This is a genomic window from Bacillus sp. BPN334 (assembly GCF_008368885.1).
Lineage (GTDB): Bacteria > Bacillota > Bacilli > Bacillales > Bacillaceae_G > Bacillus_A > Bacillus_A wiedmannii.
The window spans coordinates 110,959-135,240 of sequence record NZ_QOZW01000001.1 but is presented as its reverse complement, the minus strand read 5'-3'; the positions used below and the strand labels follow the sequence as shown (position 1 = coordinate 135,240).

Here is a 24,282-nt window from a genome sequence, read left to right as displayed (position 1 = left end):
CGCTGCTATCCTACGTACCCTTGTACTTTCTTCATATTATTTATAAGCTCTTGTAGTACCGCTTCATTCGATTCAATGAACATCATTTCTTTGTCTGATGGATCAGTTTGGATCCAAACTGAACTATCTCCTACACGGAAAATCCCTTCCCCTTTTCCTGGGTTATTGAGAATAATGTCAAGCTCCCCAGCAGTTAAGTTAAAATTCTCTTGGATTTTTTTCTTATCAATCTTATTTTGCTCTAAGAAGAAATAAGAGAAAGTAGATTGCAAGATACCACGCGCTTTCACATTTTCTAAAATACGAACAAAGTCCTGACTTGCCCAACACATACCGGCATTTCTTTTACGTGAACGACGTGCTACTTTTTCTAAGAAGTTAACCGTTTGTTCATAGTCGATAAACTGCCACATTTCATCCACATATAACACTTTTCGTTTGATAGCGTGTTCTGGACTCTTAATCCAATGCTCCCAAATATAGTTCAGGATAACGTGGAATGCGATTGGCTTTAAGAAGCCCTCTTCTAAATGACTAATATTAAAGTTAACAACACGTGATTCATTTAACTGTGTTTCTACACCGGGTCCAAAATTACTTTGTCCATCAAATAATGGTTTTGAACCATCACGCAAGAACGGACGAATCGCAGCAATTAATTCTTCTGCTTTCACATCGTCTCCATGATTTTCCACTATTACATCATAAATTTCTTTTAGCTCTGGCTCCGGCTTTCTCACTTGAGACTGAATTAATTGTCCATCCACCTTATTCACTTCATCTGTATATAAAGATGAAGGGTGAGAGGTAATACTATGTTTATCGAATACTTCACGAATCGCATCTTCTAACATTGTACGCTGGAATACATTTAATCCTGGTTGATCAAAATCTTGTCCGCGAATAATAATGTCAAAGAATCCTAGTATTTCATTGATTTTCTCTAGAATAGGCACAAATCTTACATACTTCACGCCATCACGCTCTACGAGTTCTTTCTTGTCATATTGTTCAAGCGCTTCTAGCTCTTCATCTTTATCAGTAATCTGAAGTTCTGTTACTGCAATTGCACAAGGGTTAATAATGATATTACTTTCAGGTGAAATATTTAAGTTAATACCACCTAATCGTTTGGTTATTTTTACAAATTCTCCCTCTGGATCTATGATCATCGCATGTGTATCTGCAAGTGATGTTTCACGAGCTAGCTTCATTTTTAAAAGTAAACTTTTACCGGAACCTGAAATCCCTGTCACACCAATGTTATAGTTTGGTGGACGATAATCCGCGTTACCAAATGAATTTAAAAATTCTACTTGTCCAGTAATTTTGTTCTTTCCTATTGGTATACCACCGTTAAATCTTCCGGATCCTGATACAAAGGGGGCAAATGTACATAGAGCACGTCTATCGATATTTCGATATGTATCTTGCATAGTATTTGGTGCCCCCAGTGGCATAACCGCTTTCAATCCACTCTTCACTCGATTCCAAGTGCTCGCTATCTTAAAGTGAGATGCTTGCATTTCATCTTCGATATACTCACATAAAACATCTAATTCTTTCTTTGAATCAGCATACGCAACCCCCATCGTACTCACCATATAGGAGTCATTTTCATTAAATTGAATTTCATCCATTAGATTGTTTGTATCCTGAATTTTTGCATCTAAGTCTTTTTCCTGGTCAATATTTCCGCGTGTACGTTGGAAAGAAAGGTTCGAACGTAACATCGTTAGCTGCATGTCTAATGATCGCATCGCTTTTGCTTTTGGCTCTTTATGAATATCAATCATGACATCAACCTCTCCAGCTGAAGTTAACATGTTCAGCCAATTGGTCTGCATCATACGAGGATATCCATCACGTGGAATATAAAATGGACGGAAAAAAGTATTACTTCCCAAAGACTGCTTAATCACCCCATAGTCCTCTGCATCAATTTTCATTCCTTCTGGGGCAATGACATCAAACACCGTTGTTTGATTGTCTAATTGAGGCGGAACTTCTTCTTGTTCGTACCCTTCCTCCTCTAGTTCCAATTCATCATTCTTTTCAGCTTCTAATTTCTTTTTTTCTTTTTTCTTCTTTCCAAACAATTTCATACTTATGCCACCCCATTATTTGATTTTTCAGCTTTTTCTTCCGCTAGAACTTTCTTCATTAACTCTAGTTTTCTCTCATTTGTTTCACCTGTTGAATACAGAGAGAAGTTCTCATTTTCAATTAAATCTTGGAAACGTGCTTTCACCGCTTTACGACGGTTAAACGCTACGTATAAGAGTTCTATTAATTTATCTTTCGTTAACATTTCTACACTTATTTTTGCTTTCGATAGTAGATTTCGGGAAGCATTATAGCGACGATATAATTCGTTAAACGCTTTATCTACAATCTTTTCTTCCAATTCATCTTCTGTATCAGCTGTAATCGTACTAATATCCACTTTGTATGGATAAATTAAATATCGCTTTTGTTCATATCGTGGCTGCGAACGTTGCCAATACTCTAAGTTGTCGATAACTTCTTGCCCATAAAGTACTGTCTCTGGTGTAAGGTCCTTTGCACCCTTCATTGTTTCTGTCATTTTTCGTACAGGATCTGTTAAATCTACAAACTTACTTTGGATATATACCTTTGTATTAAACTCTAATGTGGTTAACCATGATTCAATTTTGATATCAATCGCTTCTTGTTCCGCATTAGAAAGTAGGTAATAGTTTACTGGATGTGCCTCAGCAATTAGGACAAACGTATCATCATGATAACGAATCATATGATTATCAACTTCCTTAATGTCTTCCACAAAAGCACTAAAGAAATCCACATTATCCTCATCAATTTCCTCTGTAGCAGGCGTATTCTTTTTATTTTTCTTTCCATTTTTTTCAGCAGTACGCTTCTCTACCCCGCCCTGACTTTTCCCCTTTTTCTTAAAACTAAACATCGGTTTTCCATTCATTTTCCGATAAAAGAAAAAACCTACAATGGCTACTGCCGCAAAATATATCATTTCTAACATCTATAAATTCTCCTTTATCCATGTAATTGGCTCGTACCCTTTTCTCCACTTGCCTTTTTCAGAACGGCTACGCATTTTGATAAGTAAGTATTTATCTAAATACATGTGCTGTTTTTCTTTATAAATAAAAGCAAACGTTATTACAACTACTACTGTTGGTATTGCTAAAATTAAACAAATAAAAAATGCTACTGCCGTATTAAAAGGTGCAAATAGCCGCCATAAGAATGGCACATATAAATAAAGGGATGCTCCTCCACCCAATAGATAAATCAATTGGCGTTTGCTCAGCACACCTAATAGTGTTTTTTGCTCCGAAGTCATATCAACAGGAACGGTTACTTTTCTCATTTTGTTTCCTCCCTTGTATAAGAGAAGCTCTCCCCAAATAGAGGAGAGCTTTTACAAACTCTTATGTTAAATTTTTGTAACCCAAGAAGCGATGTCGTATGCTTTGATCATGACAAAGCCTCCAATTGCCGCACAAGCTAAACCAATCATGGCTTGTGTACGGTTTTCAGGGTTTTTACCTTGTGCACCAGATAATTTAATAGCTGCAAATACAACGCAAGCTGCTACCCAAATCCCCCCAAAACCAATTAGTGTTGTTACAAGGGTATTCATGCTTTTTTGTACAGTGGTAGCATCTGCACCACTTGTGTGTCCAGTAAGACCCTTCTCAAAACTAGATTTTGCCAGTAGAAAATCTCCTACCGATGTTGTCATAAGTTTTGCAGACAACCAATTCAACATAATTCCTGCACCTCCGGGTGTTTTTGCTCGCAAAACGCAAAAAGACCCCAATACACGCACACGTCCCCTAAGGACATGGCGCATATTGAGGTCTTCTCTTATATGCGAACTGATTAATTTTATATTTTATTGTTAAATCTTATTACGTTTATATTATAGCAATACGATTTTTAAAATACAAGCCCTTATTTACATCTAAAAAATAAAATTGGATTTTTCGTGCTCCATTTTATTTCACTTCTTTTTATCCTCTTTGTTTGGATCGTACCATACCATTTAAATTTACTCTTTACTTTTTAAAATTTCATTAACCTCTTCAACACTCAATTCAGCAGCTTCCGCTACCTTATCTATAGGTAACCCTACTTTTACCAAGTTTTTAATTAGTTGCTTTTTAGCCTTGTCTTCTGCTGTTTCTATTTCTGACATTCTATCTTTTATTTCTTTTTCTCTCGCCCAATATAAGCGTAAAAAATCCTTATCACTACTTAAACGCTCCCAATCTTCTATCGCTTTTTTCAAAACTGGATCTTTTTCCATTGCTATCGCCTCCAGGATCGTTGTTAACCTCTCATCCTCATACGCAGGGAATAATAATAACCAACGCGCTAAAGAATCTTCCCACGGATTCATTCGTTCTCCTTGCCATTCTTGAATTACTTTCGGAATTTCAAGAAAGTGTACTTGCATATTTTCCGTAAGTACGTGTTTTGATTTTTTGTTCATGACTACACCGACATTATGAAAATCTTCTTCTTCAGGAAACAGAATAAAATCCAATATATTAATACAAATTGTCGGTCTTAATTCCGTGTACTTCATTCCTTGAGTCATTTGAGAATAATACATACCTGACCAGTAGAACAAAGAGCGCTCAATCATATCTTTTTTGTCTCGAACTTGAATCTCTATATTAATTTTTATACCACTATTTAGCGTAGCCCGCAAATCTAAAATAGATAGTTTATCATCCTTCTGCTCTCTTGGAAGATGCGGATCATCTAAGTGTAAAGATGTGATTTCTTCTTTTATAGATGATTGAAGTACCGCATTAAGAAATCCAATCAATATATCTTCATTTCCTTCCACTCCAAATAATCTCTTAAAAGCAAAATCAACTCGTAAATTCACTAGACTTTTTTTCACATATATACTCATATTTCCCCTCTACCTTTCTACTTTTACAATTTTTATTTAAAGACAGAAAAAAGATAGAAGTACAATTCTATCTTTTTTCTCCTTCTATTTATCTCAGCAAATACAACTACTAGTTGTTTACTATATATACAATGTCCTCTTCACACATATTTGTCGCATTTGCAATCGTCTTAATAGAAACACCTTCATTATAAAATCGATGAATTAGTTCCATTCTTTCTTGTTCCCTAGCTTTTTTATCTACATCCATTAATTGTTGCATAAGATCCATATCTTAATACACACCTTTCTTTTATATAAAATCCCTGGCTAAAATTTACGATTTATTATATTGTACGGAATACTGGCTTGAAAAAAGCTTGCATTGCATCATCTAGACCTTTCCCTTGCGCTGGGTTCCATGCAGCAATAATTACGTTATAGCCCACTTTCTTTAACTCTGTTGCAAAAGCAATTAAAGCAGCTCTTACTTTTTCATTCTCTACTAAGTCGGCATCAAATGCTAAATATACATTTTCTACGCCCATATCTTTTAATACTGGCATAACGATTCTCCATGCATTTACACCTGGAATCGCAAGAACTGATGATCCTACTTTAGCTAGTTCTTCTCTATTTAGTCTTTGAGGAAGTAAATCGGCAATCAAATCTGCCTTCATCGGCCCTTCTGTAATCATTACTGATTTTGTTTTGTGCAGCGTACCAGACTTCCAATGTTTCAAATGTGAGCTTGGTACCGCTACATGTACAGGGAGTGGATTTTCACTACCTCCCGCACCGCTTCCTTCATTTTTGTTTGCTGAAGAGATCCATAAGTATTTTTGACCTTTATGTATCTTTACAACAACTTTTTCCCCGCCGATTAATAATTCTTTATTTTTCCCTATTTCTAGTTTTCCTTCATAGATACAATCACCATTTTCCGTTATTTTCACAACATTAGGCTGTTGGACTAGTTCAGCTTGTATACCTGTAGGTCCAGATTTCACATGAACAGAGTTCTTTACTTCATCTACACGTACTTGCCAACCAACAATTTGATTATATTGGTTTCGGAACGGAATCATAATTCCTGGAAAACCTGCCATTAAACGAAGAGAAAGTTGTCCTTTCTGCATCTCATAAAATCCAGGTATCCCCTTCCAACAATCTTTTTTGCCAATTTGTTTAAATAACTTTTCCCAAATAGTTGTGTACGTATTATCATCTTCCAAAACAATTTGTTGCTTTAAAAAAGAACGATATTGACGTACCTGTACTTCTTCTTCAGTCATTTTTCTCTCTTGCAGTAAATGTATATGATGCTTCTCCTCTAACGGCAAAAATTCGATTAAATTACGATTAAATACATCTAATTCTTCGTTACTACGCTTACTATGTCCCTTTACCACATCTACATCTGGTAATTGGTATTGCTTCTTACCATTTAGATAATGGATATAACTTGGATTACTTGAATTTTTACCGTATACCCATTTACTTTCCACACGGGTACATGCTACCTTCTCCTGCGAAACATGCAGCATACAGTTTCCAATACCATTACAGATTGGGCATGGAACACGATAAAATTCCCACCAACTTCCTCTTGGATGTGCAGTTGTTAAACGAAATTGTCCTTTTTGTATGTTATAATTCATCTTTCCCCACTCCTTGTATACTATTTATTATATATGGAACAGCTACTTCCATTAAACTCTTTATTCTTCTATTTAGATGTTCTCTTTGTTCTCCTAACGGATATACAAAAGAATATGTATCACAAACTAAATAATCGTTTCTATGTTCTTGATCTAGCAAAGCTGATTCTACATATGCTTCAAATGCTCTAGCAAACATCTCATGATTTGTAGACCAATACTTTTTGGTTCTCTTCTTATCTAACTTAATGGCTGTATCAAAGTATACAGACCCTTTCACTTGATAGGATATTTCACCAAGTTTTTCGCGTGTTTTTTTAAAATGATATGCAGCTAACATTTGCGCGGTTTTCTCAAATTCTTTTTCAATTTTACGCTCCATACGTGTCTTTGTTGCTCCTGATAAAGTATCAAGCTTCCTACACAAACTAGTATGATGTGATTCTAAAATATTTGAAACATTTCCTTTAAACACATCATAACTATCAATAACACCACCATAGAAATACCACTTTCGACTGTATGCATTTTCCACGTTGATTACTCTGGCTACTTTTCCTTGTTTACAAGCATCTAACACAGCTTGCACCTTTTCCTTGATCATAGCAGGCAAGATATTCCCGATACTCTTGCCAGTTGATAAGAAAGCAAGGCTACCATTTTGAAAATCATGACTACAATCATTTAAGAAATGATCCAATGCATGTCCCCATTCATGACACAATGCACCAACTCCATTATCACGAGTTAAATTAATTACTTTGGTAGATTGTTCATAATGCGCTAATGCATTGCCGCTTCCTCTCGCGCCAATAGCAAGTCCTAAGCGTCCTCCTAATCCTATATACTCAGGTGGAATCCCCAATATACGAGACAAATCATATAACGCTTCAGATACATGCCCAATATGTTCTTTTGCATATTGTTCGGTGCAATAATGACCAAATTGCATTCCCTTTAACCCAAACATAGTAACTACGTCTTCAGGTTTGGTAGCAATTTTTACTCCTGGCCCTTTTCTTTGCAAAGTATCTGGCAGTTTCCTACTCCAAGCAGCTGCGGATTTCTTACGAGTCGTAACCTTTTTCGTAAGTAAATCATTCCAAGTCAATTCATGTGATACACGAAGGTACGTAGAATTAATACTTTTTGAATTTGTACAAAGTGATATGAATTTCTTCCCTAATATTAATAACTCCATACCATCTGCATCAACAAACTCATCAAAATATTCCTCTACCATTCTTTTAAATGTGAATGTTACATTCTTATTTTTTCTAAATGCAGACCAACCATTGCTCATTTCCATACCATAAGAAACAACAAGATCTACCCATTGTTCTGAGGTATGTACCGACTGTATATCATGCCATATTCTTCTACATGCTTGAACATATAGTTTCCTTGCAGTCGGTGTATCTACAATTGGTTTCTTATTAATTCTGCCCACTAGCAGTTGCTTTAACTTTGCAACGCGTGGCGGGACATCATTTTCTTTTTCATGTTCAAAGGAGAATGGAATCAATGTGTTTCGATCCAATGCATTTAGCGCCTCTACTGGAGATTCTTTTTCAATTTCAGCTAAAATTTCTAAAGAAAATGATACTAAAAATGATTCTTTTAAAGCTCGTATCTCTTTCTTTGCTCCCACTAATTTCTCACCTACATCATAACTGTATCGATTGCGAACTTGTTTATCTGTTCTCACATCTTGTACCATTAAGTCTTCTCCTACCTCTAAACCAAACAGTTCAAATAAATTCATATTAAAATCCTCCTTAATAAAATAAAAGACAGAAATTCATAGTCATTTTGCACTACGGATTTCTGTCATTCCCTCTGTTTGTACACTTCCATATAGTTATGTAAATCACTCATTACGATACATTCACACCTGTTAAAGAGAATAGATCCTCTTTTGTCGGATTTAGTGCTTGTAACCAGCTATCTACCTCTAGGAAGTTTACTTTTTTTAATTGTTCGCCTTTTTCCGCACGCTTAACCACCTCTAAACCTCCGTGCTGATGCACAATCATTACAAGGTCATCTTTCTTGAAAATACAATCTATATCTGAAGAGTCTATATGGTGGTTACGTAGAATTGGCTTCCATTTCTTAAGTGAATACCCTTCTACATCTAAAAATCCACGGATAGCAGTAAAGCGAAAACTCGTCCCTCTAAAACATCTTTCCAATAAAAAAAGGAAATCCCGTACACATCCATTAAAATGAACATGATACAAATAGATTTCCCCTGCTTGTTTTGCTGCTCGCTGTGACAAGTTTGATGGTTTAATGGAAAACTGATAACAATCTCGTTCCCAAAATGCTCCTTCTTTTGTAACTCTCATTCGTAATGCACGTAAACTTGGAATAAGTTCATCTGGATGCGCAGAACAAAATAAAGATACTTCATAACTGATATTCATAAATAAATCCCCCTAAATAATAATTTTTGCCCAGTGTAATAATGGGTTCTAACAATCAAACAGACTTGAAAACAACACAAAAAGGGCTTCTTCAAGTCGATTAATAATGTGCATAGCAAAATAAGGCTATATATACACTAATCGGCTCAAAGAAGCCCTTTCATAAATGAAACAAGACGCAACTTGCTTCTACAACTCAACCACAACACAATAAGGTGTGGGAATAAACGGAATCAATTAAACAATAAATATAGTTATATATTAATAAATTTATTAAGTATTATCAAGTGTCGTTATATATTTATAGTATTTAGCGGTATAATACAAATATATAAAGGAGGTGGAGTATTTTTCCAATAGAGTATGATTCAAATAATCCTAGATTAATTCCTTCAGTTGTATCTTTTATCGATGTATTAGGATTTTCTCAACTAGGTATGAAAGCGATTAACGATGGTAAAGGTGATGTGTTTTTAAATCAGATACATACATCATTGAACAAAGCTCGACATGCTATCACCAATCAATTTTCGCTAGTACTTGATGGCTTCTTTATTCGGGGTGGTGTAAGTGTTGGTCCTCATTTTATGGATGAAGAAACTGTTTTCGGCCCTGAATTGATTACGGCATATAATCTAGAATCTCAAGTAGCTGTTTATCCTAGAATTATCCTAAGTAAATCAAGTAAAGATAAAGTACGTGAATATATAAGTTATTCTCCTCAACCTGATAATGCTTTTAATTCTGAATTACTTGAGGATATGGATGGAGAATGGTTTGTAAATTACTTAAACGTTTTATTTACTTGGTACGAGGAAGAGGCGTTTAATGGGGATTTCACATCATTCTTCCCTTACTTAGAGGCACATCGCGATAAAATTTCAAGTGCATTAGATACCTATGCAAATAATCATAAATTACTTAAAAAATATTCATGGATAGCAAACTATCATAATTATTTTTGTGATGAATTTATACATGACGCACCTAATGATCTTAAAATCGATTCACCAATAAAAATGTCACCACCTAGAAGAATAATTACATAAATCATAAAAGCATTCTTACTAAGTAAGAATGCTTTTATATATCCACCATACCACTTTTCAACAATTTAGCATTTCAAATATTTTATAGTATTATTGAGCTTATTATTTTTCATTTTCTTGAATTTATGTATAATTAAAGTATCCTACACGAGATATTGAGTCATATCTCATCGTCATTTTAAAAAGATCTCCATTTTACATGGAGGTCTTTTTTTAGGAAATAATAAAAGACAGAAGTTTTACGTTCTGTCTTCTTTATTTACCTTAAAGTAATCCATTCATAACTTGCCCACTCTTTTGGTTTCTTATCATACTTAATACGACCAGTCGTACAAAATGAAGCAATCATCCATTGAATGAGGTTCATCTTGGCAAATGGATCAATACAATCCTCTATTTTTTTTAACTGATAGCCTGTACTATTTTTCTGCCAAATTGTATATAAACGAAAATGGGTTGTCGTAACCAATCTAGCTTTTGTTGTAACTTGCCATTTTGCAATTTTCGTTAAATCTTCTTTTACTTTTCTTTCATAATTTTGTTTTACTACCTTATAACTCTTCTCTTTATTAATTAGTCCATTCGAGAATGTAAAAGGCATTTGATGCACCTCATAAACTGTTCCTTCTTCATCTCCTAAAATATTTGATTCTACTAGGAATATGTTTTTTAGTTTTAACTGTTCCGTTAATTCTTTTCCGCTCCGATAAAACGGTTTTTTTATCTTCTGAAGCAAGACAACCTGTACAATTAATCCGATAAGTAACGGATACGCTAGTATAAACACCATATTAATAAACATATTGGTAATAAGTACCCCTACTAATGCGAATATCGTGAAGTAAATATACGTTTCTCTTTGATGAATGATTCTACTATTCAAGCTAAAATACCTCCGTTTTGATAAATAGTGAAAGCAACATATACAATTGCTCCTAATAAAATAGAACAAGCCCCTGGAAAACTCTGTATCAGCTGTATTTCTTTCTTTGGTAGTTTTGCCCCAAATATAGAAGCAGCATGCCCAAATTGGTCCTTAATCGCTCCTACAAACCCTAAAATTTTAATTAATCGATACACACTAGCAATCCAAAAGAATAGTAAATGGAAAGCTGTTAATGTAATAGCGGTAAGGATAGCTGATTCTTCTACTAAATTACTAACATATATAGCTACCACCACAAGCATTTTTGTATCACCAGGTGAAGAAAATTTAAATGTCTCTAACAACAAACCACACGCTAATGCCATGGCTAGTACAATTAAAATCTCTTTCCCTGTTCTTATTCCAGAAAAATACGTGATTCCTATACCTACAATTAAGAATAGCAAATGCCATATATTTTTCGTTTTTCTATATTTCAAATCAGTGAACACATTTAGGGTCATATATCCTATTAGTATTCCTATTACATATATACTCATAATTTTTTCTCCTTATTTTTTCCTATTTTAATAAATTATTACGGTCCACTGACTAGAGACCAAGTGACTGTAGAAGTATAAGTAGCTTGCCGATTCTTCCCTACATAAGTTGTCCCGGGATCTAATTGCAGTTGTAATCCATTTTGTCCAAAATCGACTTGATATTCTCCATTTGCTACATCTTTTGAAGCCCGCATAATAGTGTGTGCTGCCCCATTATCAATAGGTGTATTTGGAATTTGTATGATAGGTTTCCCTGTCTCTGGACCTTTTACTTTGGTTACACTTACCTGATTTTTTAAGGATAGAGAACCCTTTGGCAATTGTTTTGCAATATTCGGCTCTGTAAATGGAGAAATAGTCATATTCAATCTCCATCCATCCGCTTGATTTCGACTATCATGTATCATGAGTTTCCCTAATGTACCAAATGAATTTTGCTTTTCTCCATTTAGTTGAATAGGAGTAAACTCTACACTTTTAGGAACAGTAAGCATGTCTACTCGTCCTTTTTGTGTGGTAGAAATATGCTTCGTCGCACTTTTATTCCCAGCTTTATCTACTGTACGGATATGTACATATTGTGGTTTCGCATAATCAGTTGGAAACTGAATGCTAGTCTGATTTGTAAACTGAACACCACCTACTTTATCAAGTGATGTGTCGGATTTATCATTCACTACATATTCATATCCCTTTACGCCACTTGTTACAGTTGCAGGAACTTCCTTAGAAAAGTCCGAAACGCCATTCCTGCCAACTCCACGAATTTTATAATGATAGGTACTCCCGTCATCTTTCGCAGGGGCAAACGTTACTTTAGTATCTTTTAGTTCTCGATTTTCAATTTGGAAGTTTTCTGGTGTTGTTGGCACTGCCTGATCTTTTGCTTCTTTATCTACATAGTCAGAGAGTCTGCCCTTATATATTTGCTGATTCCCCCTGTATACTTCCGCTTCCGATGCATATCCCACTTTTAACTCATCCACATAGGTAATCCCTTCTGAATACGCAAGCATAAAAAATGTTACGCCTCGTTGCTCGGTAATATAAAACGGATTATTTGCAACTTGAGTATTCATACTAAACGTAGACCATCCATTTATATCTTTATTAGAATCATTCTTTGTGACCGTACGATTATTTGGTAATTGGATAGGTGCTGCCCATTTTCTTGTTTTTAGGCGATCACCTTGTTTCATCGGAGTCACAATAGGACTATTTAATATTATCTTGCCCTTTCCAGAACCATCCTGATATGGTATTACCTTTTCAATCATAGGGGAATCTTGATACACATCTTTGTTTATATCCGAGGTTATATGTCTTCTATCCCTTGGTATATTGGTACCGGGTTCCCTCTCTGGAAACAAAGAGATATTACTAATTTCTAATTCTTTTGAACCGCCTGGAACATCCTTTAAAACAGTAGCGTTATAATAATCAAATTCTCTCCCTGTTTCCCAGCTTCCATCACCATAGAAACTAATTCTCCCTAATCCTTGTGACTTCGCTTTAAATGCTGCTGAAATATAAGCATTATTAGGTACGTTTAATCGCTTAAAAACAGCAATGGAACTCTCTCTTACTGTATAAGGATATAAGACTCGATTCCCTCCCGATTTTGTATCAAATACTTTGTATCCGCTAGTATCTGTACCATTTGGATAAAAGACTTCAGACTGTAAACTTTGATTTCCGTTTCCGTAAAATTCTCCCCAACCACTCATCAAATTAACGTCTTTTGGATTATTAAAATCAATTTTCCATAATACGTCCTGCTCTAAGATATCAATCGCCCATTCTAGCTTTACTTCATTTTCTTTTCCGTTTGCAGTGAGTGTTGGAATACCATTTTGCTGTTTTACTATTTGATCAGCTAATATAGAATTATCTTTTGAATCAATAAATAAGCACGATACACTTAAAAGTATGATTGAAGTAAGAACCTTCCCCCATTTCACTGTTTCTTCCCCCATTCTCTTTTTATGCTATCTAAGATGCCTTATTTTCCTCCTCCCGATTTGCATGTTTCTTTCTCCACCATACAAATACAAACATTGAAACGATTAACATAAAAACACCAGCCGCTATTATATATATTTGATTAGAATACCCGGGCAACACTTTTACTGCACCTGTTTGTTCCGCATACTCTGTCACATTCGAAGCAGTTATGCGTATCTGTTCTGTATATGTTTTTGGTATACCATTCTCTTTTATCGTAACTTTTAGTGTATACTTTCCATCTTTGTATTCTTTCGCTTTCCACGGGATTGCTAAACCTACCTTGGATTTTGGCGCTACGTTGAATGCTGGAATATTACCATGAAATAAAACGTTATCCTTGGATAAAACTTCATAGTAAACTGATACATCCCTTACAATATTTGCATTTGTATTTTGAATAAGTGCATGGACTTGCGGTTGTGTTGGATACGATTCAACAGTTGTTCCATTTAATTTAAGAGGTGATTTATTAACTGAATTTTCAGTCTCTTCACTATTCAATTGTATCGCTACCGCATATTCAATACGATTATTTACAGAGAAGTTCAATCCGTCCTTTTCAAGATTCTGTGCTTTTGTATCGTGTGCTAACTCAAATAATAATCCGCCCAAAAATACTCCATCTTTATTTGGTGTCGTTAAATGTACCTCTATAGTTTTCGTTTGATTCCCTTCTAAGGTAACAGCGTCAGGAGCTTGTACATACTGATCCATATAGAAATCTGTATCTGTTAATATACTTTGTGAGACTTCGCGATTTGGTACATACATAATACCTCCGTTTGTTGAGGTGAGAGCGTTAGCAACTTTTACATTGACTTTGATTGGAGTATTGCTTTTATTATGTACATCCATTTTTACTGTTTGATTCTGTTTCTTTTTCACCTGTAAATTAAAATAGTTTTTTATATCACCTAGTTGATTATCCGGGACATGAATGCTTACATCAAACGGTAAACTATCTTGTTTTTCTTCTGCATAAACAACTTTAAAAGGTTTTAAGCTTATACTTAAAATGAATATAATCACAACCAAAGTACTAATTAAAATTTTATATACATAGCTTTTCATTCTGCCCCTTCTTTCTATGTACAGAAGAGAATCATACATACGTGATTCCCTTCTATATAATAAGTTTCTTTTAAGGCCCTGTTACAATAGAATATGTCAGTTTTGACTCATATGAGGTAGCACCAGCCTTATTCTCAACATACGTACTATGTGGATTTAACGTTAAAGCTAGAGACTTATCATTGAAACTAACATTATATTTACCCATACCCTCATCTTTTTTCGCATTTAATATCGTAACTTGATTATCTGTATCTATTATAAAGTTAGTCGTTTTAAACGCCGGATTTGGTGAACTTGTCCCTCCTACTTTCGTTATAGCAGCACCACCACTATTCAAAACTAAGGAACCCTTTGGAAGTGTCCGATTCGACTTTGAATCTCCACTTACTTTAAATTGATCTGCTTTTACATTGATTCTCCAGCCATCCCCTGAACCGGTTGCATCTGTCACTGTTAGGACACCAGGATTTGCATTTGTCACTTGCGTTTCTCCACTTAGTGTTACCGCGTTAAAGTTACTAACCGGTGTAACCGCAATATTATGTTCGCCACCTGTTATACTTTGATTTAGTTTTGTCTCAGCTGTTGTTGCTGCACTTGCAGGTGTACCCATTAGTGACATGCCAAGGGCTAATGTTGCTAATGTAGGAATCATTACTTTACTGAATCTCATCATAGTACCTCCTTATGTTTTAAAAGGAGGGAGCTATATGAAACAAGCCCCCTCTTATTTTCAATTCAAAACTTATTTTTTGTTCCAAGAATCTACATCGGCATTGCTTGATGCTTTTGTGAATCGAGCTAGAATTGTATCATACCCACCTTGGATTGCTTTCCAAACGAACGGGCCGACTACTAATACGATAATTACCGCTAACGCGATTAACATACCGTTTTCTGATGATAATTGTGAGTCTTCATTTTTTAACCAACTTTTCATTTTTGTTAACATTGTATTTTTTCCCCTTTATATATAAATTTTAAGAATCTACTAAAATAAGAACTTACCTAATTAAATCTTTTATTACTTATTCCAAGAATTCACGTCTGCATTACTTGATGCTTTTGTGAATCGTGCCAAGATCGTATCATAACCACCTTGAATCGCTTTCCATACAAACGGGCCGACTACTAATACGATAATTACCGCTAACGCGATTAACATACCGTTTTCTGATGATAATTGTGAGTCTTCATTTTTTAACCAATTCTTCATTTTTGTTAACATGTGTATTGCTCCTCTGCTTATTCAATTTGGAATATTAACTTCTTATATACTTGCAAATCCTTGCATTAAGGATTGAATAACAATAACCATTGGATAAATTACAATACATCCAATTACAGCAACGTTAAATTTATTCATTTCCATTGGCTTATTTTGAATGAGACGGTTATAGTTCTCATGTTTTAGCTCACGCATCATTTTAATCTGTGCGTCCATAATACGAAGACTTTGTACCTTGTCCGTTTTTTGTGCTTGTTGTAACGCAATCGTAAAAGTATTAACTTCTGGACTATTTAAGGCTGCTGCAAAGTTACGAAATGGTTGATCCGAACCCGCATACATTTCTAATTCTGCTGTAAGTGTAGACACATATGGTCGAAGATGTCTCCCTGCATATATCTGCGCCTTTTTTACTGCTTCTAACGTTGTATGTGTTTTTAACAGCTGCAGCATCGGAATTAAATACTCTGGTAATTCAAATTCCCTTGCTTCTATCGCCTGCTTGATTCTTTTCTTTAATAAATAATCAGGATAGAAATAAAGCAGTGGTGAAATCAAAACTCCCACTTTAAATAGGTAGTAATCATGAAACACCGTACAGATCAAGAAAACAGAAGTGAAAATGATGGGATACGCAACTTTCATTTTCAAATATTCTTCTGGTTTCGTATCCAAACCAGCTTCTTCTAATTTTTTCTGAATCTGCTCTTTCTTTTCTTCTGTCAGATACTTATGTGATAACGACTGGAAGGGAGCGAGCATCATTTGATTTAAATTCTTTTTTTCAATTCGTTTTGCATTTTCTACATAGTTTGTAAGTAGGCTACCGCTCTCTTTTTTACTTTGTAGAAAGGTAGAGAATACCCAGTACATGACAACGAATACTACTACAGCTAAAATCGCAGCCACTTTATTCCCCTCTTTCTGTTGGATTATAGTTTGCAATCTTTTCTACACGGGTTGCTAAGAAAAAGACAATGAACATATTCACCGCTAATGCAATTTTCCCCATCATAGAACCTGCTAAAAATCCATATGCTTCTTTTGACATCAACATAATCACAATTGGCATGGCAATGACGATTAAACAGTTCTGCACAAAGGCACGTTGTGCTTGCGATAAACTAGAACGTAATCTTGCTAGGTATAGCTTTTGTTTTTCAAAATCTTCTGCAATATCTAGTAAGACTTGCACTGAATTCGCGCCACCTTCTCGACTACACACTTCCAACATTTCATGGAAGAAAACCAATTCTCTAAAATTAAAAGTTTCATTGAATCCTTTAAATGCACGGTGCATTGTAGTTCCACCTTCTAATAAAAGAGAAACTTTTTCTATTTCTTCTTGAATGCTCTCATGCATCATTGGCTTTACTTGTACTAACACGCGTTTAGCGTTATTACTAATTTGAAGCGCATTCGCTACTGCCTTCATATAAATAGAAAGACGGTCAATGACAACCAAGTAGTAACGTTTTTTTCTTCGATAGAGAAGAAATCTCGGAACTAAAAATCCACATAAAGCAGAAATCAGTGTAAAAGGATCTCTTCCAAAGGAGAAGTAGAATATTGCTGCTATACTCATTCCGGAAAGAATCGTATATACCCAGTACATGCTTTTCGTCAATTTCCACTCGTACTTTTGGGCTTCTTGGATAACAGATTGTGGCAGATACATTCGTATCCCTTTAATATTTCTTAATTCCAATCGCCTTTCTTCTTTCTCATTTTCTTGTGCAAATTGAGAAAGGGCAGAACCTTTTGATTTTGTAAAAAGTAAAACCAAAAGAAAGACGCTACAGAATATCAAGAAAATACAGCTATAAATCAATATACTATGCAAGCTGTTTTACCTCCTTATGAGCAAGAAACGATTCATATAAAGAAGGATTTACAGTAGTAGAACGGAATTTCCTCTCCATTTCATCTGAAATTTTCCCTTTCATTACATGCTCACCATGAATCTTTGTTATTTTTCCGGTCGTTTCATCTACTTCTATTTCATTTGGGATAAATTGAGTAAGTCGATTAAAGTGTACTTCACCGTCATAATAATCCCTCAACTCAATCATTTCAGTTATATACCGATTTCCATCATCCTTTTTCTCAAAAAAGACAATTACATCAAATGTCGATGAAATTAGTTCATATAAATACTTAGCATCAATATTTGCCCCACTTTGCAGACACATTAACATAAGACGTTTTACACCTTCAATTGCACTTCTTGTATGGACAGAAGTAAAACCAGAATGCCCTGTTTGGAAGAAATTCAACATCTGTAGAGCTTCTTTCCCTCTTGATTCCCCAACAATTAGTCTCTTTAATCCCTGTCGTAATGCGTTAGTTAGGATTCTATCAAAATCAATTGCATTCTCTTCAACTTCTGAATGTCTACACTGCATAGGAACGAAATGATGTTCTGAAAATACTCGATGCAAATACAATTCCGGATGATCCTCTACCACGAGAGTGCGCTCATTTTTGGGGATATGCGAAGAGAGGTACTTCATAAACTCTGATTTCCCTGTTCCAGTCGCACCAGCTACTAAGATATTCATCTTCGCTTTCACCGCAGCAGCTAAAAAGCTTAACATTTCTTTTGTTGCTTGATTTGTAGATAACATCCGTTCGTCAGAAGCACGTAGATGATCCGCATTCTTACGAATAGAAATTGTTGTACCAAGTCCAGCAATCTCATCTAAAGCGATATTGATACGAATATAAGGGAATACGCAGTCAACAGATGGCTTTGCTGTATTAAGTGATTCTGACGTACTGTTTACCACCTTATAAGCTAAGGCTTTTACATCTTCTTCAGCTTCATATCGATACTTGTACCTGCATTCTCCCTCACCTATTTTTTCGTATATAATCTCTTTTATGCCATTGATATAAATGTCTGTTACATCTTTATCATCAATTAGAGGTTGAATAATTCCAAATCCCACAATATCGTCACACACCATATTTAGTAACTGCTCAGAAGGTACATCTGAAATGACGACTTGATTGCTTAATAAGAAACTTTTAATGATTTTCTCTACAGCTGATCGCTTATCTTTATTCATAAAAGATTCACTTAAGATATCTCGGTATTCCTTTACTAAAAAAGCACGAATTTCATCCGTTATATCTTTAATTTGTTGAGCTGTAGTTGTTCCTAATTTTCGAGCCGATTTGGAACGAATCATATAACCAAAGTGATATAAATCCACTCGATTTCGCTTTAAGGCGACTTGTTTTCCCTGTAAATAGCCCCACATACTACTTACCTCCTCTTTTAATTTCGTAAACCAAAGAAACCCTTTTTCATAGAGGATGTATACTGGGATGGAATATCAAGACCAGCTGCTTCCATAAGTTGATTGACTCTAGAATTTATTATTGGCGAACCAAATTGCATCCCCCATTCATAACTCGTACGATCTCTATCATATGGAATTGTTACTGTGATTTTTTGAGAAGAAAGTTTTTCAACATCTTCTGCATAATCTTCATCTTCCATATTTAAAACATGAATCATACGAGGTAATGTTAACTTCGCTTCTTCTATCAGCTGTAATTCTCTCTTAATCGCTAATGAACCACGAGGATTACTATTTAACACATTAATCACAAGATCTGATTGGTATAAGACTGGATAACTCAGCACCTCAGATAATTCATTTGGTACTGAGAGAATGATGTAATCATATTCTGTATCTAGCATCGATTCTATAAATGTTGTTACAAACAATTCTTTGTTTTGAATCTCAGGGAATTGAGCCTTGTTATACCCTGATGGGAACACCAGAATATCCATCTTATCGTGTAACTTTGTTATGAATTTTGCATTCAGTTTCTTTTCTAACAAATCTTGTTTTGTGCATATATACTCTAAAAGATTGTAGTCATTTTCTTTCTTTACAAGCTCTAACATATTTTTACTGTCATGGCTTATACCTGTACAAATTGCGAAGCTTGGTCTTACTTGGTCTGCTTCTACATAAAGCACTTTTTTCCCTAGATGAGCTAACTCATTCGCCATCGCAATACTTAATGTGCTTTTTCCTACGTTTTCATTTGTTGCATAAAAAGCAATTATTTTAACTTGCCGCTCCATCTTAATAACCCCTTTCTTACTTGGATTCGTTCAGATACTGTGCTACATACTCTTTTACATTTTTAGAAATTGGATTAGTCGAATGCTTCTCTACATAGTCTAAAATGTTCTTTTGATCAGATATTTGGGAGAATCCTTCAGCTGGTTCTAATTCTTTCCCTGTTTGTTCTACCTTTTGTCCGACTGCAACTGGAATCACATCTCCCAGTGTTTTTGCACGATTTAAGTATTGAAGTTGTTCAGGTGAAACAGCCAGTGTGTATAATCGTGTTACTTTTGGCTTCTGTTTTCCTTCTTGTTCCTCTTTTGATTCTTTCTTTTCTAGCACAAATGCATCTTCTGTATTGCTATCTTTTGCAGCCGTAACACGTACACGTTGGAACAGACCACCAAAGACAACCTTCTCATTGTCTCCTTCTTTCACAACTTGTTTGAAATACAAGTCCACATACGTATTTGGGATAATACTATTCCCTGAACTTGTTTCCAAATCAACGAGTAACGGGAAAGCAACTTCTCCATCTTTCAAATTCAAAATAGCAGCGTCCGGTAACTCTTCTTTCTTTACTACTTTGTTTTTAAAGAGATAGCTATTTTCTGTAATGGGCTGCCCATCATTTGTCCACTTACCTACAACCTCTTTTTTATTTACACGTAATGCATTTGGTGGAACGGCATCACCAGGTAATGTTCGTTCCACTAGCATGTCTTCTTTAATCTCTGTATGTGCAGGTATATCCTTTGCGGCTACAACGATTTTTGTTGGTTTTACTGCATTTTCTACTGCGAAATGATTGTATCCATAGATACCCGCTACTGTTGCAGCGGCTAGACCTACCGCAACAATCTGCTTCTTTTGAAACTTAGATGACTTCAATGTTTGTATTCCTCCTTATGTAGCCTTTAAACGCAAAAAAAGGACACACCTATGGCATAATGCGCCTTAGGTGTGTCCTTTTAGCTAATCTAAAGTCTATATGAAAATGTTGGATTTAGTTTCTTTAATATTACAATTTCAATATTAAAATATATAGAGTTTTATGTCAATCATTTCTAAAAAAAATATTTATTTTACCATTTCAAAGCTCTGATTTCAAAACTCGAAAACCCTTAAAAACGTTGTCACATCAATGTTTTTAAGCTATTAACATACCCTTAAATATGGTATAATTAATATAACGTAACTGAATATTTCAGGGTGGCCAGTTGCTTTCCTTTCTCTTTTATTTTATGGAGAAAGGAGGTGACAATATGGACATTCTTTTCACAATAGCAATTGAAATTGTTAAAGTTATTGCTAGAGAAGTCGCTGTATTTGTGGCAAAACGAGTAGGGAAATCCCTATCAACGTCTTGGAAACAAACACAAAAAAAGCGACGAAAAACGAAAAGAACCACCCACAATGCCTGCAAGCGTGTGAAGGGCGGTTCTAAGAAAAAATAAACTTTTTAGCAACCAGCCACCTTGCGGTAACAGTTACATAAGGCGAGATGTTGGAGCATCTCGTCTTCTTTAGTTTATGCGAAAACTATTTTTATAATACTTCTACACATATTATAACACCAACTATCGTACATGTCATGTGTATTCATCCACTATAGGTAGTGAAATAACACAAAGTATCTTTAATACGAAATCAATTTCGTTCCTGTTTCAAAATACTTTGCAGGAGCATAGCTTTTTCCATTCCGATCCTGAAATCCACTTCCAATATATAGCGAGATAATCATTGCGATAACTCCCAAAAAAATAGCTCGTTTCATACGTTGTTTTTTCTTTTTATCCATTCGAAAATTCCCCTTTCTACGTAAAAAAGGCACACCCCATTAAGGGATGTGCCTTTGGTTTATCCATTCAGCTACTAGTTTAAGAAGGATTATATACTTTTATCGATTCCACTAATTATATAATACTATTTAACTAATTTTTATTCTTCATGTAGTACCAGTTTGATAAGTCTGTAATTATGTGTTCTTTTCCAACCCAGTTCCATCCAGGTGTTTGTACAGGGAATGGAAGGTCTGCAAGCACCCTTCTCTTCTTAAAGTCATCATACGCGACACCTTTAATTTCCACGTCATTTGTCAGGCACAAGCTCATTTCATTCACACCTGCTGGATTTGTCTCAGCATTGAAAGAATACTTTCCATCTTTCGTCTTTAATGGTGCATACCATTTTTGTCCACCATCAATAATTTTCTCTTGTCCATCCCAATATAAAGACTTAGTCGGTCTTTTACTATCAAAGACATGTCCCGTTATTTCAGACAAATACATATTTTTAGGTAAGAATTTTGATGTTAAACCAGTATTTGAAACAATGTCTAATTCTTGTGTAGGTTTTAATCCTTCATCAGCAAAAGGATATTGGGCCGTTGCTTTTGTAAATACACCTGGATAATTAGCATTCCAATCATTTTTGTAATTTCCGTTTACTTCATAAGAAAAACCATACCCCGCATGAAGCTTAGATGGTGCTAAATTATCAATATTTCCACTTAATGTCTCATAGAACATTTCTCCAACTGTATCATCTTTAGATACACGTTCACTTACTGTTTCTACCACACCTTTTACGCTAGTTACTCCGCACATCCCTTTTTCATGAGATGGTGCATAGATAGCTGTTTTAATTGGGTTATTTTTGTATGTGGTTTCTTCTATATCTAAACGATTCCCAGCAGGGTTAATTTCCGCCAAAATAGTTCCTTTCCCCTTATGTTGCCAGCCAAGGTTCAAGGTTTTCTTTTCTCCCTCAGTTAACCTTACCTTTTGTGATGCTACTTGTTGTCCGTTATACTTAAGCACCACTACTGTTTCAGGATTTGCATATTTCGTTTCTAGCGCGTCTAACTTTTTAATTTTATTTTTCTCTTTTTCTAACTTCTGCCTTTCTGTATCTAACCTACTTGCTGCACTATCCAGTCTATTTTCTTCCCAAGAGCAGTCTCTATCGTAATAGTGATGGTTCCCTTCTGCATCTACCTCATGAATTGGATTACGACGGCAATAACTAAGACTAGACTGCGCACTATCTCTATCGGATTCAGAACTATTTACCGCTTGCTCGGATTTATTAATATCGTTATTTACCTTTGCTCTATATTGGTCACGTTCTGCTTTTAAGTTATCACGTGATACATCTATTCTTGTTTTTATATTCTTTCCTTCTCTTGCTGTTTCTCCTTCAATTCGGTCAGCAGAGAAATCGATTTTATATTTATAATCATCTTCATCACCTGGATCTGGATTAGGTGTTACTTCTGTACCACAGTTACCATTTATGGTGAAATCAACAGTTTTCTCATTTGATTCCCTTTGAACAGCATCAAGGACTTTAATTTTCGCAGTATATCGGCCACACATTTGTGGTTGCCACTTTAGTTCTTCTGACTTAAATTGCCCTGCATCACCTTCATTTGGTTTTTGATTATTTTTTTGCGGAGTTGAACGCAGATAATTTTCTTGATGATACACGGTTTCGCCATCTTTTGTAACATCTAACATCCATTTAACTCTGTTCCGTTCTCCAGCAGCTTTCTGATAAGGGTTTACTGTTGTTCCATTAGGATCTCGGTCATTGTATCCTTTATTTTTACTTACATACTCAAAACCGTTAAATGTAAATTTAACAGGCACATCTTTTTTCCCACTCGTAGCCTTTAAATCTTTTATTTCAGGTTTATTTGTACGTACATACCACAAACTATAGCTATTTACACCATTTACACCACCTGCCCCAGCATATCCACCAGAAAGATAAGCAATGTCTCTAATCCAATAGAACTCTCCATAAGATTTATCTGAAAACGCATTTTTAATCCTATGTGGAATTAAATTTCTTAAAACGAATTCAGGATTACCCCAATATTTACTTGCAATTATATCGTTTGTAATTCTCTCTATTTCGGTTACCATACGATCTCCCACTGTAACTGAAGGATTAATGTAACCATCATTTGAAATACGAACATAGGGTTCTGAATGGTCTGCATTTTGGATGAGGTTCTCCCTCGAATTTTCCCAATTAAAAGAGCCATTGTACACAGCAGGAAAATGTAAATCAGCTTTAAAATCGAACTCTTTTGATTTATAACCACTTCCTGGTCTAAGTAGCTTCCCATTCAATTGTAATTCAGGTGATTTTAAAGACGTGTCTTCATTTCCATTATAAAATAGAATATCCCCATTATTTGCACTTGCTACTGATGGCCATACCAACATCACCGAAACACACGTTAATAGTATCTTTTTTCGCAGTCTCATAACCTCTCTCCTTTTAACATAAAAAAGGACACACCCGTACCTTGGTAGGTACGTAAGGTGTGTCCTTTACGTAAATAAATTATATATCAGTTAATTATTATATTACATCTTTAAATATATCAA

The 24,282-nt window shown here is 35.1% G+C and carries 25 protein-coding genes; 2 read left to right on the top strand and 23 right to left on the bottom strand.

Annotated features, from left to right (window positions below):
* Positions 1–5: 5 nt before the first annotated feature.
* The 9 genes from DN393_RS00685 to DN393_RS00650 all read right to left on the bottom strand — a co-directional run bounded on the left by DN393_RS00685 (position 6) and on the right by DN393_RS00650 (position 9,002).
* Positions 6–2,105 carry a VirB4 family type IV secretion system protein gene (locus tag DN393_RS00685; RefSeq protein ID WP_149173194.1) on the bottom strand — a complete coding sequence of 700 codons (2,100 nt, stop codon included), beginning with the start codon at positions 2,103–2,105 and terminating at the stop codon, positions 6–8.
* A gap of 2 nt (positions 2,106–2,107) precedes the next feature.
* Entirely contained in the window at positions 2,108–3,022 is a 915-nt protein-coding gene (locus tag DN393_RS00680; RefSeq protein WP_149173193.1) for a hypothetical protein, read from the bottom strand.
* Positions 3,023–3,373, bottom strand: a complete 351-nt coding sequence (locus DN393_RS00675) for a PrgI family protein (RefSeq protein ID WP_098828804.1) — start codon at positions 3,371–3,373, stop codon at positions 3,023–3,025.
* A 66-nt stretch (positions 3,374–3,439) separates the two neighbouring features.
* Entirely contained in the window at positions 3,440–3,859 is a 420-nt protein-coding gene (locus tag DN393_RS00670; RefSeq protein ID WP_149173192.1) for a hypothetical protein, read from the bottom strand.
* Positions 3,860–4,057: 198 nt separating this feature from the next.
* Complete coding sequence (locus DN393_RS00665) at positions 4,058–4,933, bottom strand: Rpn family recombination-promoting nuclease/putative transposase (RefSeq protein WP_149173191.1); 876 nt, start codon at positions 4,931–4,933, stop codon at positions 4,058–4,060.
* 109 nt (positions 4,934–5,042) lie between these two features.
* Positions 5,043–5,204 carry a hypothetical protein gene (locus DN393_RS31310; RefSeq protein WP_179953580.1) on the bottom strand — a complete coding sequence of 54 codons (162 nt, stop codon included), beginning with the start codon at positions 5,202–5,204 and terminating at the stop codon, positions 5,043–5,045.
* A gap of 55 nt (positions 5,205–5,259) precedes the next feature.
* Positions 5,260–6,573: a DUF3854 domain-containing protein gene (locus DN393_RS00660; RefSeq protein WP_149173190.1), complete on the bottom strand. Its 1,314-nt coding sequence runs from the start codon at positions 6,571–6,573 to the stop codon at positions 5,260–5,262.
* Complete coding sequence (locus DN393_RS00655; RefSeq protein ID WP_149173189.1) at positions 6,563–8,338, bottom strand: LPD1 domain-containing protein; 1,776 nt, start codon at positions 8,336–8,338, stop codon at positions 6,563–6,565. Before DN393_RS00655 ends, DN393_RS00660 begins: the two co-directional genes overlap by 11 nt.
* Before the next feature lie 112 nt (positions 8,339–8,450).
* Positions 8,451–9,002 (bottom strand): hypothetical protein, encoded by a 552-nt coding sequence (locus tag DN393_RS00650; RefSeq protein WP_149173188.1) that lies wholly within the window; start codon positions 9,000–9,002, stop codon positions 8,451–8,453.
* 437 nt (positions 9,003–9,439) lie between these two features.
* Here DN393_RS00650 and DN393_RS00645 point away from each other — a divergent pair, with 437 nt between their 5' ends.
* Positions 9,440–10,051, top strand: coding sequence for a hypothetical protein (locus DN393_RS00645; protein WP_255449625.1), 612 nt, complete (start codon positions 9,440–9,442; stop codon positions 10,049–10,051).
* A 259-nt stretch (positions 10,052–10,310) separates the two neighbouring features.
* Here DN393_RS00645 and DN393_RS00640 read toward each other — a convergent pair whose 3' ends face one another.
* The 12 genes from DN393_RS00640 to cpaB all read right to left on the bottom strand — a co-directional run bounded on the left by DN393_RS00640 (position 10,311) and on the right by cpaB (position 20,770).
* Positions 10,311–10,934 carry a hypothetical protein gene (locus DN393_RS00640; protein ID WP_149173186.1) on the bottom strand — a complete coding sequence of 208 codons (624 nt, stop codon included), beginning with the start codon at positions 10,932–10,934 and terminating at the stop codon, positions 10,311–10,313.
* Entirely contained in the window at positions 10,931–11,476 is a 546-nt protein-coding gene (locus tag DN393_RS00635) for a hypothetical protein (protein ID WP_149173185.1), read from the bottom strand. Before DN393_RS00635 ends, DN393_RS00640 begins: the two co-directional genes overlap by 4 nt.
* 38 nt (positions 11,477–11,514) lie before the next feature.
* Positions 11,515–13,440 carry a WxL domain-containing protein gene (locus DN393_RS00630; protein WP_255449623.1) on the bottom strand — a complete coding sequence of 642 codons (1,926 nt, stop codon included), beginning with the start codon at positions 13,438–13,440 and terminating at the stop codon, positions 11,515–11,517.
* A gap of 31 nt (positions 13,441–13,471) precedes the next feature.
* Entirely contained in the window at positions 13,472–14,557 is a 1,086-nt protein-coding gene (locus tag DN393_RS00625; RefSeq protein ID WP_149173183.1) for a WxLIP family cell surface protein, read from the bottom strand.
* A gap of 70 nt (positions 14,558–14,627) precedes the next feature.
* Positions 14,628–15,233, bottom strand: a complete 606-nt coding sequence (locus tag DN393_RS00620) for a WxL domain-containing protein (protein WP_098828816.1) — start codon at positions 15,231–15,233, stop codon at positions 14,628–14,630.
* Positions 15,234–15,305: 72 nt separating this feature from the next.
* Entirely contained in the window at positions 15,306–15,512 is a 207-nt protein-coding gene (locus DN393_RS00615) for a hypothetical protein (protein ID WP_149173182.1), read from the bottom strand.
* A gap of 72 nt (positions 15,513–15,584) precedes the next feature.
* Positions 15,585–15,788, bottom strand: coding sequence for a hypothetical protein (locus tag DN393_RS00610; protein WP_149173181.1), 204 nt, complete (start codon positions 15,786–15,788; stop codon positions 15,585–15,587).
* Between the two features lie 42 nt (positions 15,789–15,830).
* Positions 15,831–16,697: a hypothetical protein gene (locus DN393_RS00605; protein WP_149173180.1), complete on the bottom strand. Its 867-nt coding sequence runs from the start codon at positions 16,695–16,697 to the stop codon at positions 15,831–15,833.
* A 1-nt stretch (position 16,698) separates the two neighbouring features.
* Positions 16,699–17,631, bottom strand: a complete 933-nt coding sequence (locus DN393_RS00600; protein ID WP_149173179.1) for a hypothetical protein — start codon at positions 17,629–17,631, stop codon at positions 16,699–16,701.
* A complete protein-coding gene (locus DN393_RS00595; protein ID WP_149173178.1) occupies positions 17,624–19,054 on the bottom strand; it encodes a TadA family conjugal transfer-associated ATPase in 1,431 nt (476 codons plus the stop codon). The genes DN393_RS00600 and DN393_RS00595 overlap by 8 nt, the downstream gene beginning before the upstream one ends.
* 17 nt (positions 19,055–19,071) lie before the next feature.
* Entirely contained in the window at positions 19,072–19,893 is an 822-nt protein-coding gene (locus DN393_RS00590) for an AAA family ATPase (RefSeq protein ID WP_149173177.1), read from the bottom strand.
* Between the two features lie 16 nt (positions 19,894–19,909).
* Positions 19,910–20,770 carry a Flp pilus assembly protein CpaB gene (gene cpaB / locus DN393_RS00585; RefSeq protein WP_149173176.1) on the bottom strand — a complete coding sequence of 287 codons (861 nt, stop codon included), beginning with the start codon at positions 20,768–20,770 and terminating at the stop codon, positions 19,910–19,912.
* A gap of 374 nt (positions 20,771–21,144) precedes the next feature.
* Between cpaB and DN393_RS00580 the strand changes: the two genes are divergently transcribed.
* Positions 21,145–21,336: a hypothetical protein gene (locus DN393_RS00580; protein ID WP_098323939.1), complete on the top strand. Its 192-nt coding sequence runs from the start codon at positions 21,145–21,147 to the stop codon at positions 21,334–21,336.
* Positions 21,337–21,518: 182 nt separating this feature from the next.
* Here the strand turns inward: DN393_RS00580 and DN393_RS31305 are convergent, their stop codons facing one another.
* Together DN393_RS31305 and DN393_RS00575 are read right to left on the bottom strand one after the other, a co-directional pair.
* Positions 21,519–21,680 carry a hypothetical protein gene (locus DN393_RS31305; RefSeq protein ID WP_179958489.1) on the bottom strand — a complete coding sequence of 54 codons (162 nt, stop codon included), beginning with the start codon at positions 21,678–21,680 and terminating at the stop codon, positions 21,519–21,521.
* Between the two features lie 133 nt (positions 21,681–21,813).
* Entirely contained in the window at positions 21,814–24,159 is a 2,346-nt protein-coding gene (locus DN393_RS00575) for a hypothetical protein (RefSeq protein WP_149173175.1), read from the bottom strand.
* Positions 24,160–24,282: the final 123 nt, after the last annotated feature.

What these genes read in the sequence shown, in the direction of transcription:
- DN393_RS00685 (WP_149173194.1), bottom strand. Translation starts at nt 2,105, where the DNA reads ATGAAATTGTTTGGAAAGAAGAAAAAAGAAAAAAAGAAATTAGAAGCT.
- DN393_RS00680 (WP_149173193.1), bottom strand. Translation starts at nt 3,022, where the DNA reads ATGTTAGAAATGATATATTTTGCGGCAGTAGCCATTGTAGGTTTTTTC.
- DN393_RS00675 (WP_098828804.1), bottom strand. Translation starts at nt 3,373, where the DNA reads ATGAGAAAAGTAACCGTTCCTGTTGATATGACTTCGGAGCAAAAAACA.
- DN393_RS00670 (WP_149173192.1), bottom strand. Translation starts at nt 3,859, where the DNA reads ATGCGCCATGTCCTTAGGGGACGTGTGCGTGTATTGGGGTCTTTTTGC.
- DN393_RS00665 (WP_149173191.1), bottom strand. Translation starts at nt 4,933, where the DNA reads ATGAGTATATATGTGAAAAAAAGTCTAGTGAATTTACGAGTTGATTTT.
- DN393_RS31310 (WP_179953580.1), bottom strand. Translation starts at nt 5,204, where the DNA reads ATGGATCTTATGCAACAATTAATGGATGTAGATAAAAAAGCTAGGGAA.
- DN393_RS00660 (WP_149173190.1), bottom strand. Translation starts at nt 6,573, where the DNA reads ATGAATTATAACATACAAAAAGGACAATTTCGTTTAACAACTGCACAT.
- DN393_RS00655 (WP_149173189.1), bottom strand. Translation starts at nt 8,338, where the DNA reads ATGAATTTATTTGAACTGTTTGGTTTAGAGGTAGGAGAAGACTTAATG.
- DN393_RS00650 (WP_149173188.1), bottom strand. Translation starts at nt 9,002, where the DNA reads ATGAATATCAGTTATGAAGTATCTTTATTTTGTTCTGCGCATCCAGAT.
- DN393_RS00645 (WP_255449625.1), top strand. Translation starts at nt 9,440, where the DNA reads ATGAAAGCGATTAACGATGGTAAAGGTGATGTGTTTTTAAATCAGATA.
- DN393_RS00635 (WP_149173185.1), bottom strand. Translation starts at nt 11,476, where the DNA reads ATGAGTATATATGTAATAGGAATACTAATAGGATATATGACCCTAAAT.
- DN393_RS00625 (WP_149173183.1), bottom strand. Translation starts at nt 14,557, where the DNA reads ATGAAAAGCTATGTATATAAAATTTTAATTAGTACTTTGGTTGTGATT.
- DN393_RS00620 (WP_098828816.1), bottom strand. Translation starts at nt 15,233, where the DNA reads ATGAGATTCAGTAAAGTAATGATTCCTACATTAGCAACATTAGCCCTT.
- DN393_RS00615 (WP_149173182.1), bottom strand. Translation starts at nt 15,512, where the DNA reads ATGTTAACAAAAATGAAAAGTTGGTTAAAAAATGAAGACTCACAATTA.
- DN393_RS00610 (WP_149173181.1), bottom strand. Translation starts at nt 15,788, where the DNA reads ATGTTAACAAAAATGAAGAATTGGTTAAAAAATGAAGACTCACAATTA.
- DN393_RS00595 (WP_149173178.1), bottom strand. Translation starts at nt 19,054, where the DNA reads ATGTGGGGCTATTTACAGGGAAAACAAGTCGCCTTAAAGCGAAATCGA.
- DN393_RS00590 (WP_149173177.1), bottom strand. Translation starts at nt 19,893, where the DNA reads ATGGAGCGGCAAGTTAAAATAATTGCTTTTTATGCAACAAATGAAAAC.
- DN393_RS00580 (WP_098323939.1), top strand. Translation starts at nt 21,145, where the DNA reads ATGGACATTCTTTTCACAATAGCAATTGAAATTGTTAAAGTTATTGCT.
- DN393_RS31305 (WP_179958489.1), bottom strand. Translation starts at nt 21,680, where the DNA reads ATGGATAAAAAGAAAAAACAACGTATGAAACGAGCTATTTTTTTGGGA.
- DN393_RS00575 (WP_149173175.1), bottom strand. Translation starts at nt 24,159, where the DNA reads ATGAGACTGCGAAAAAAGATACTATTAACGTGTGTTTCGGTGATGTTG.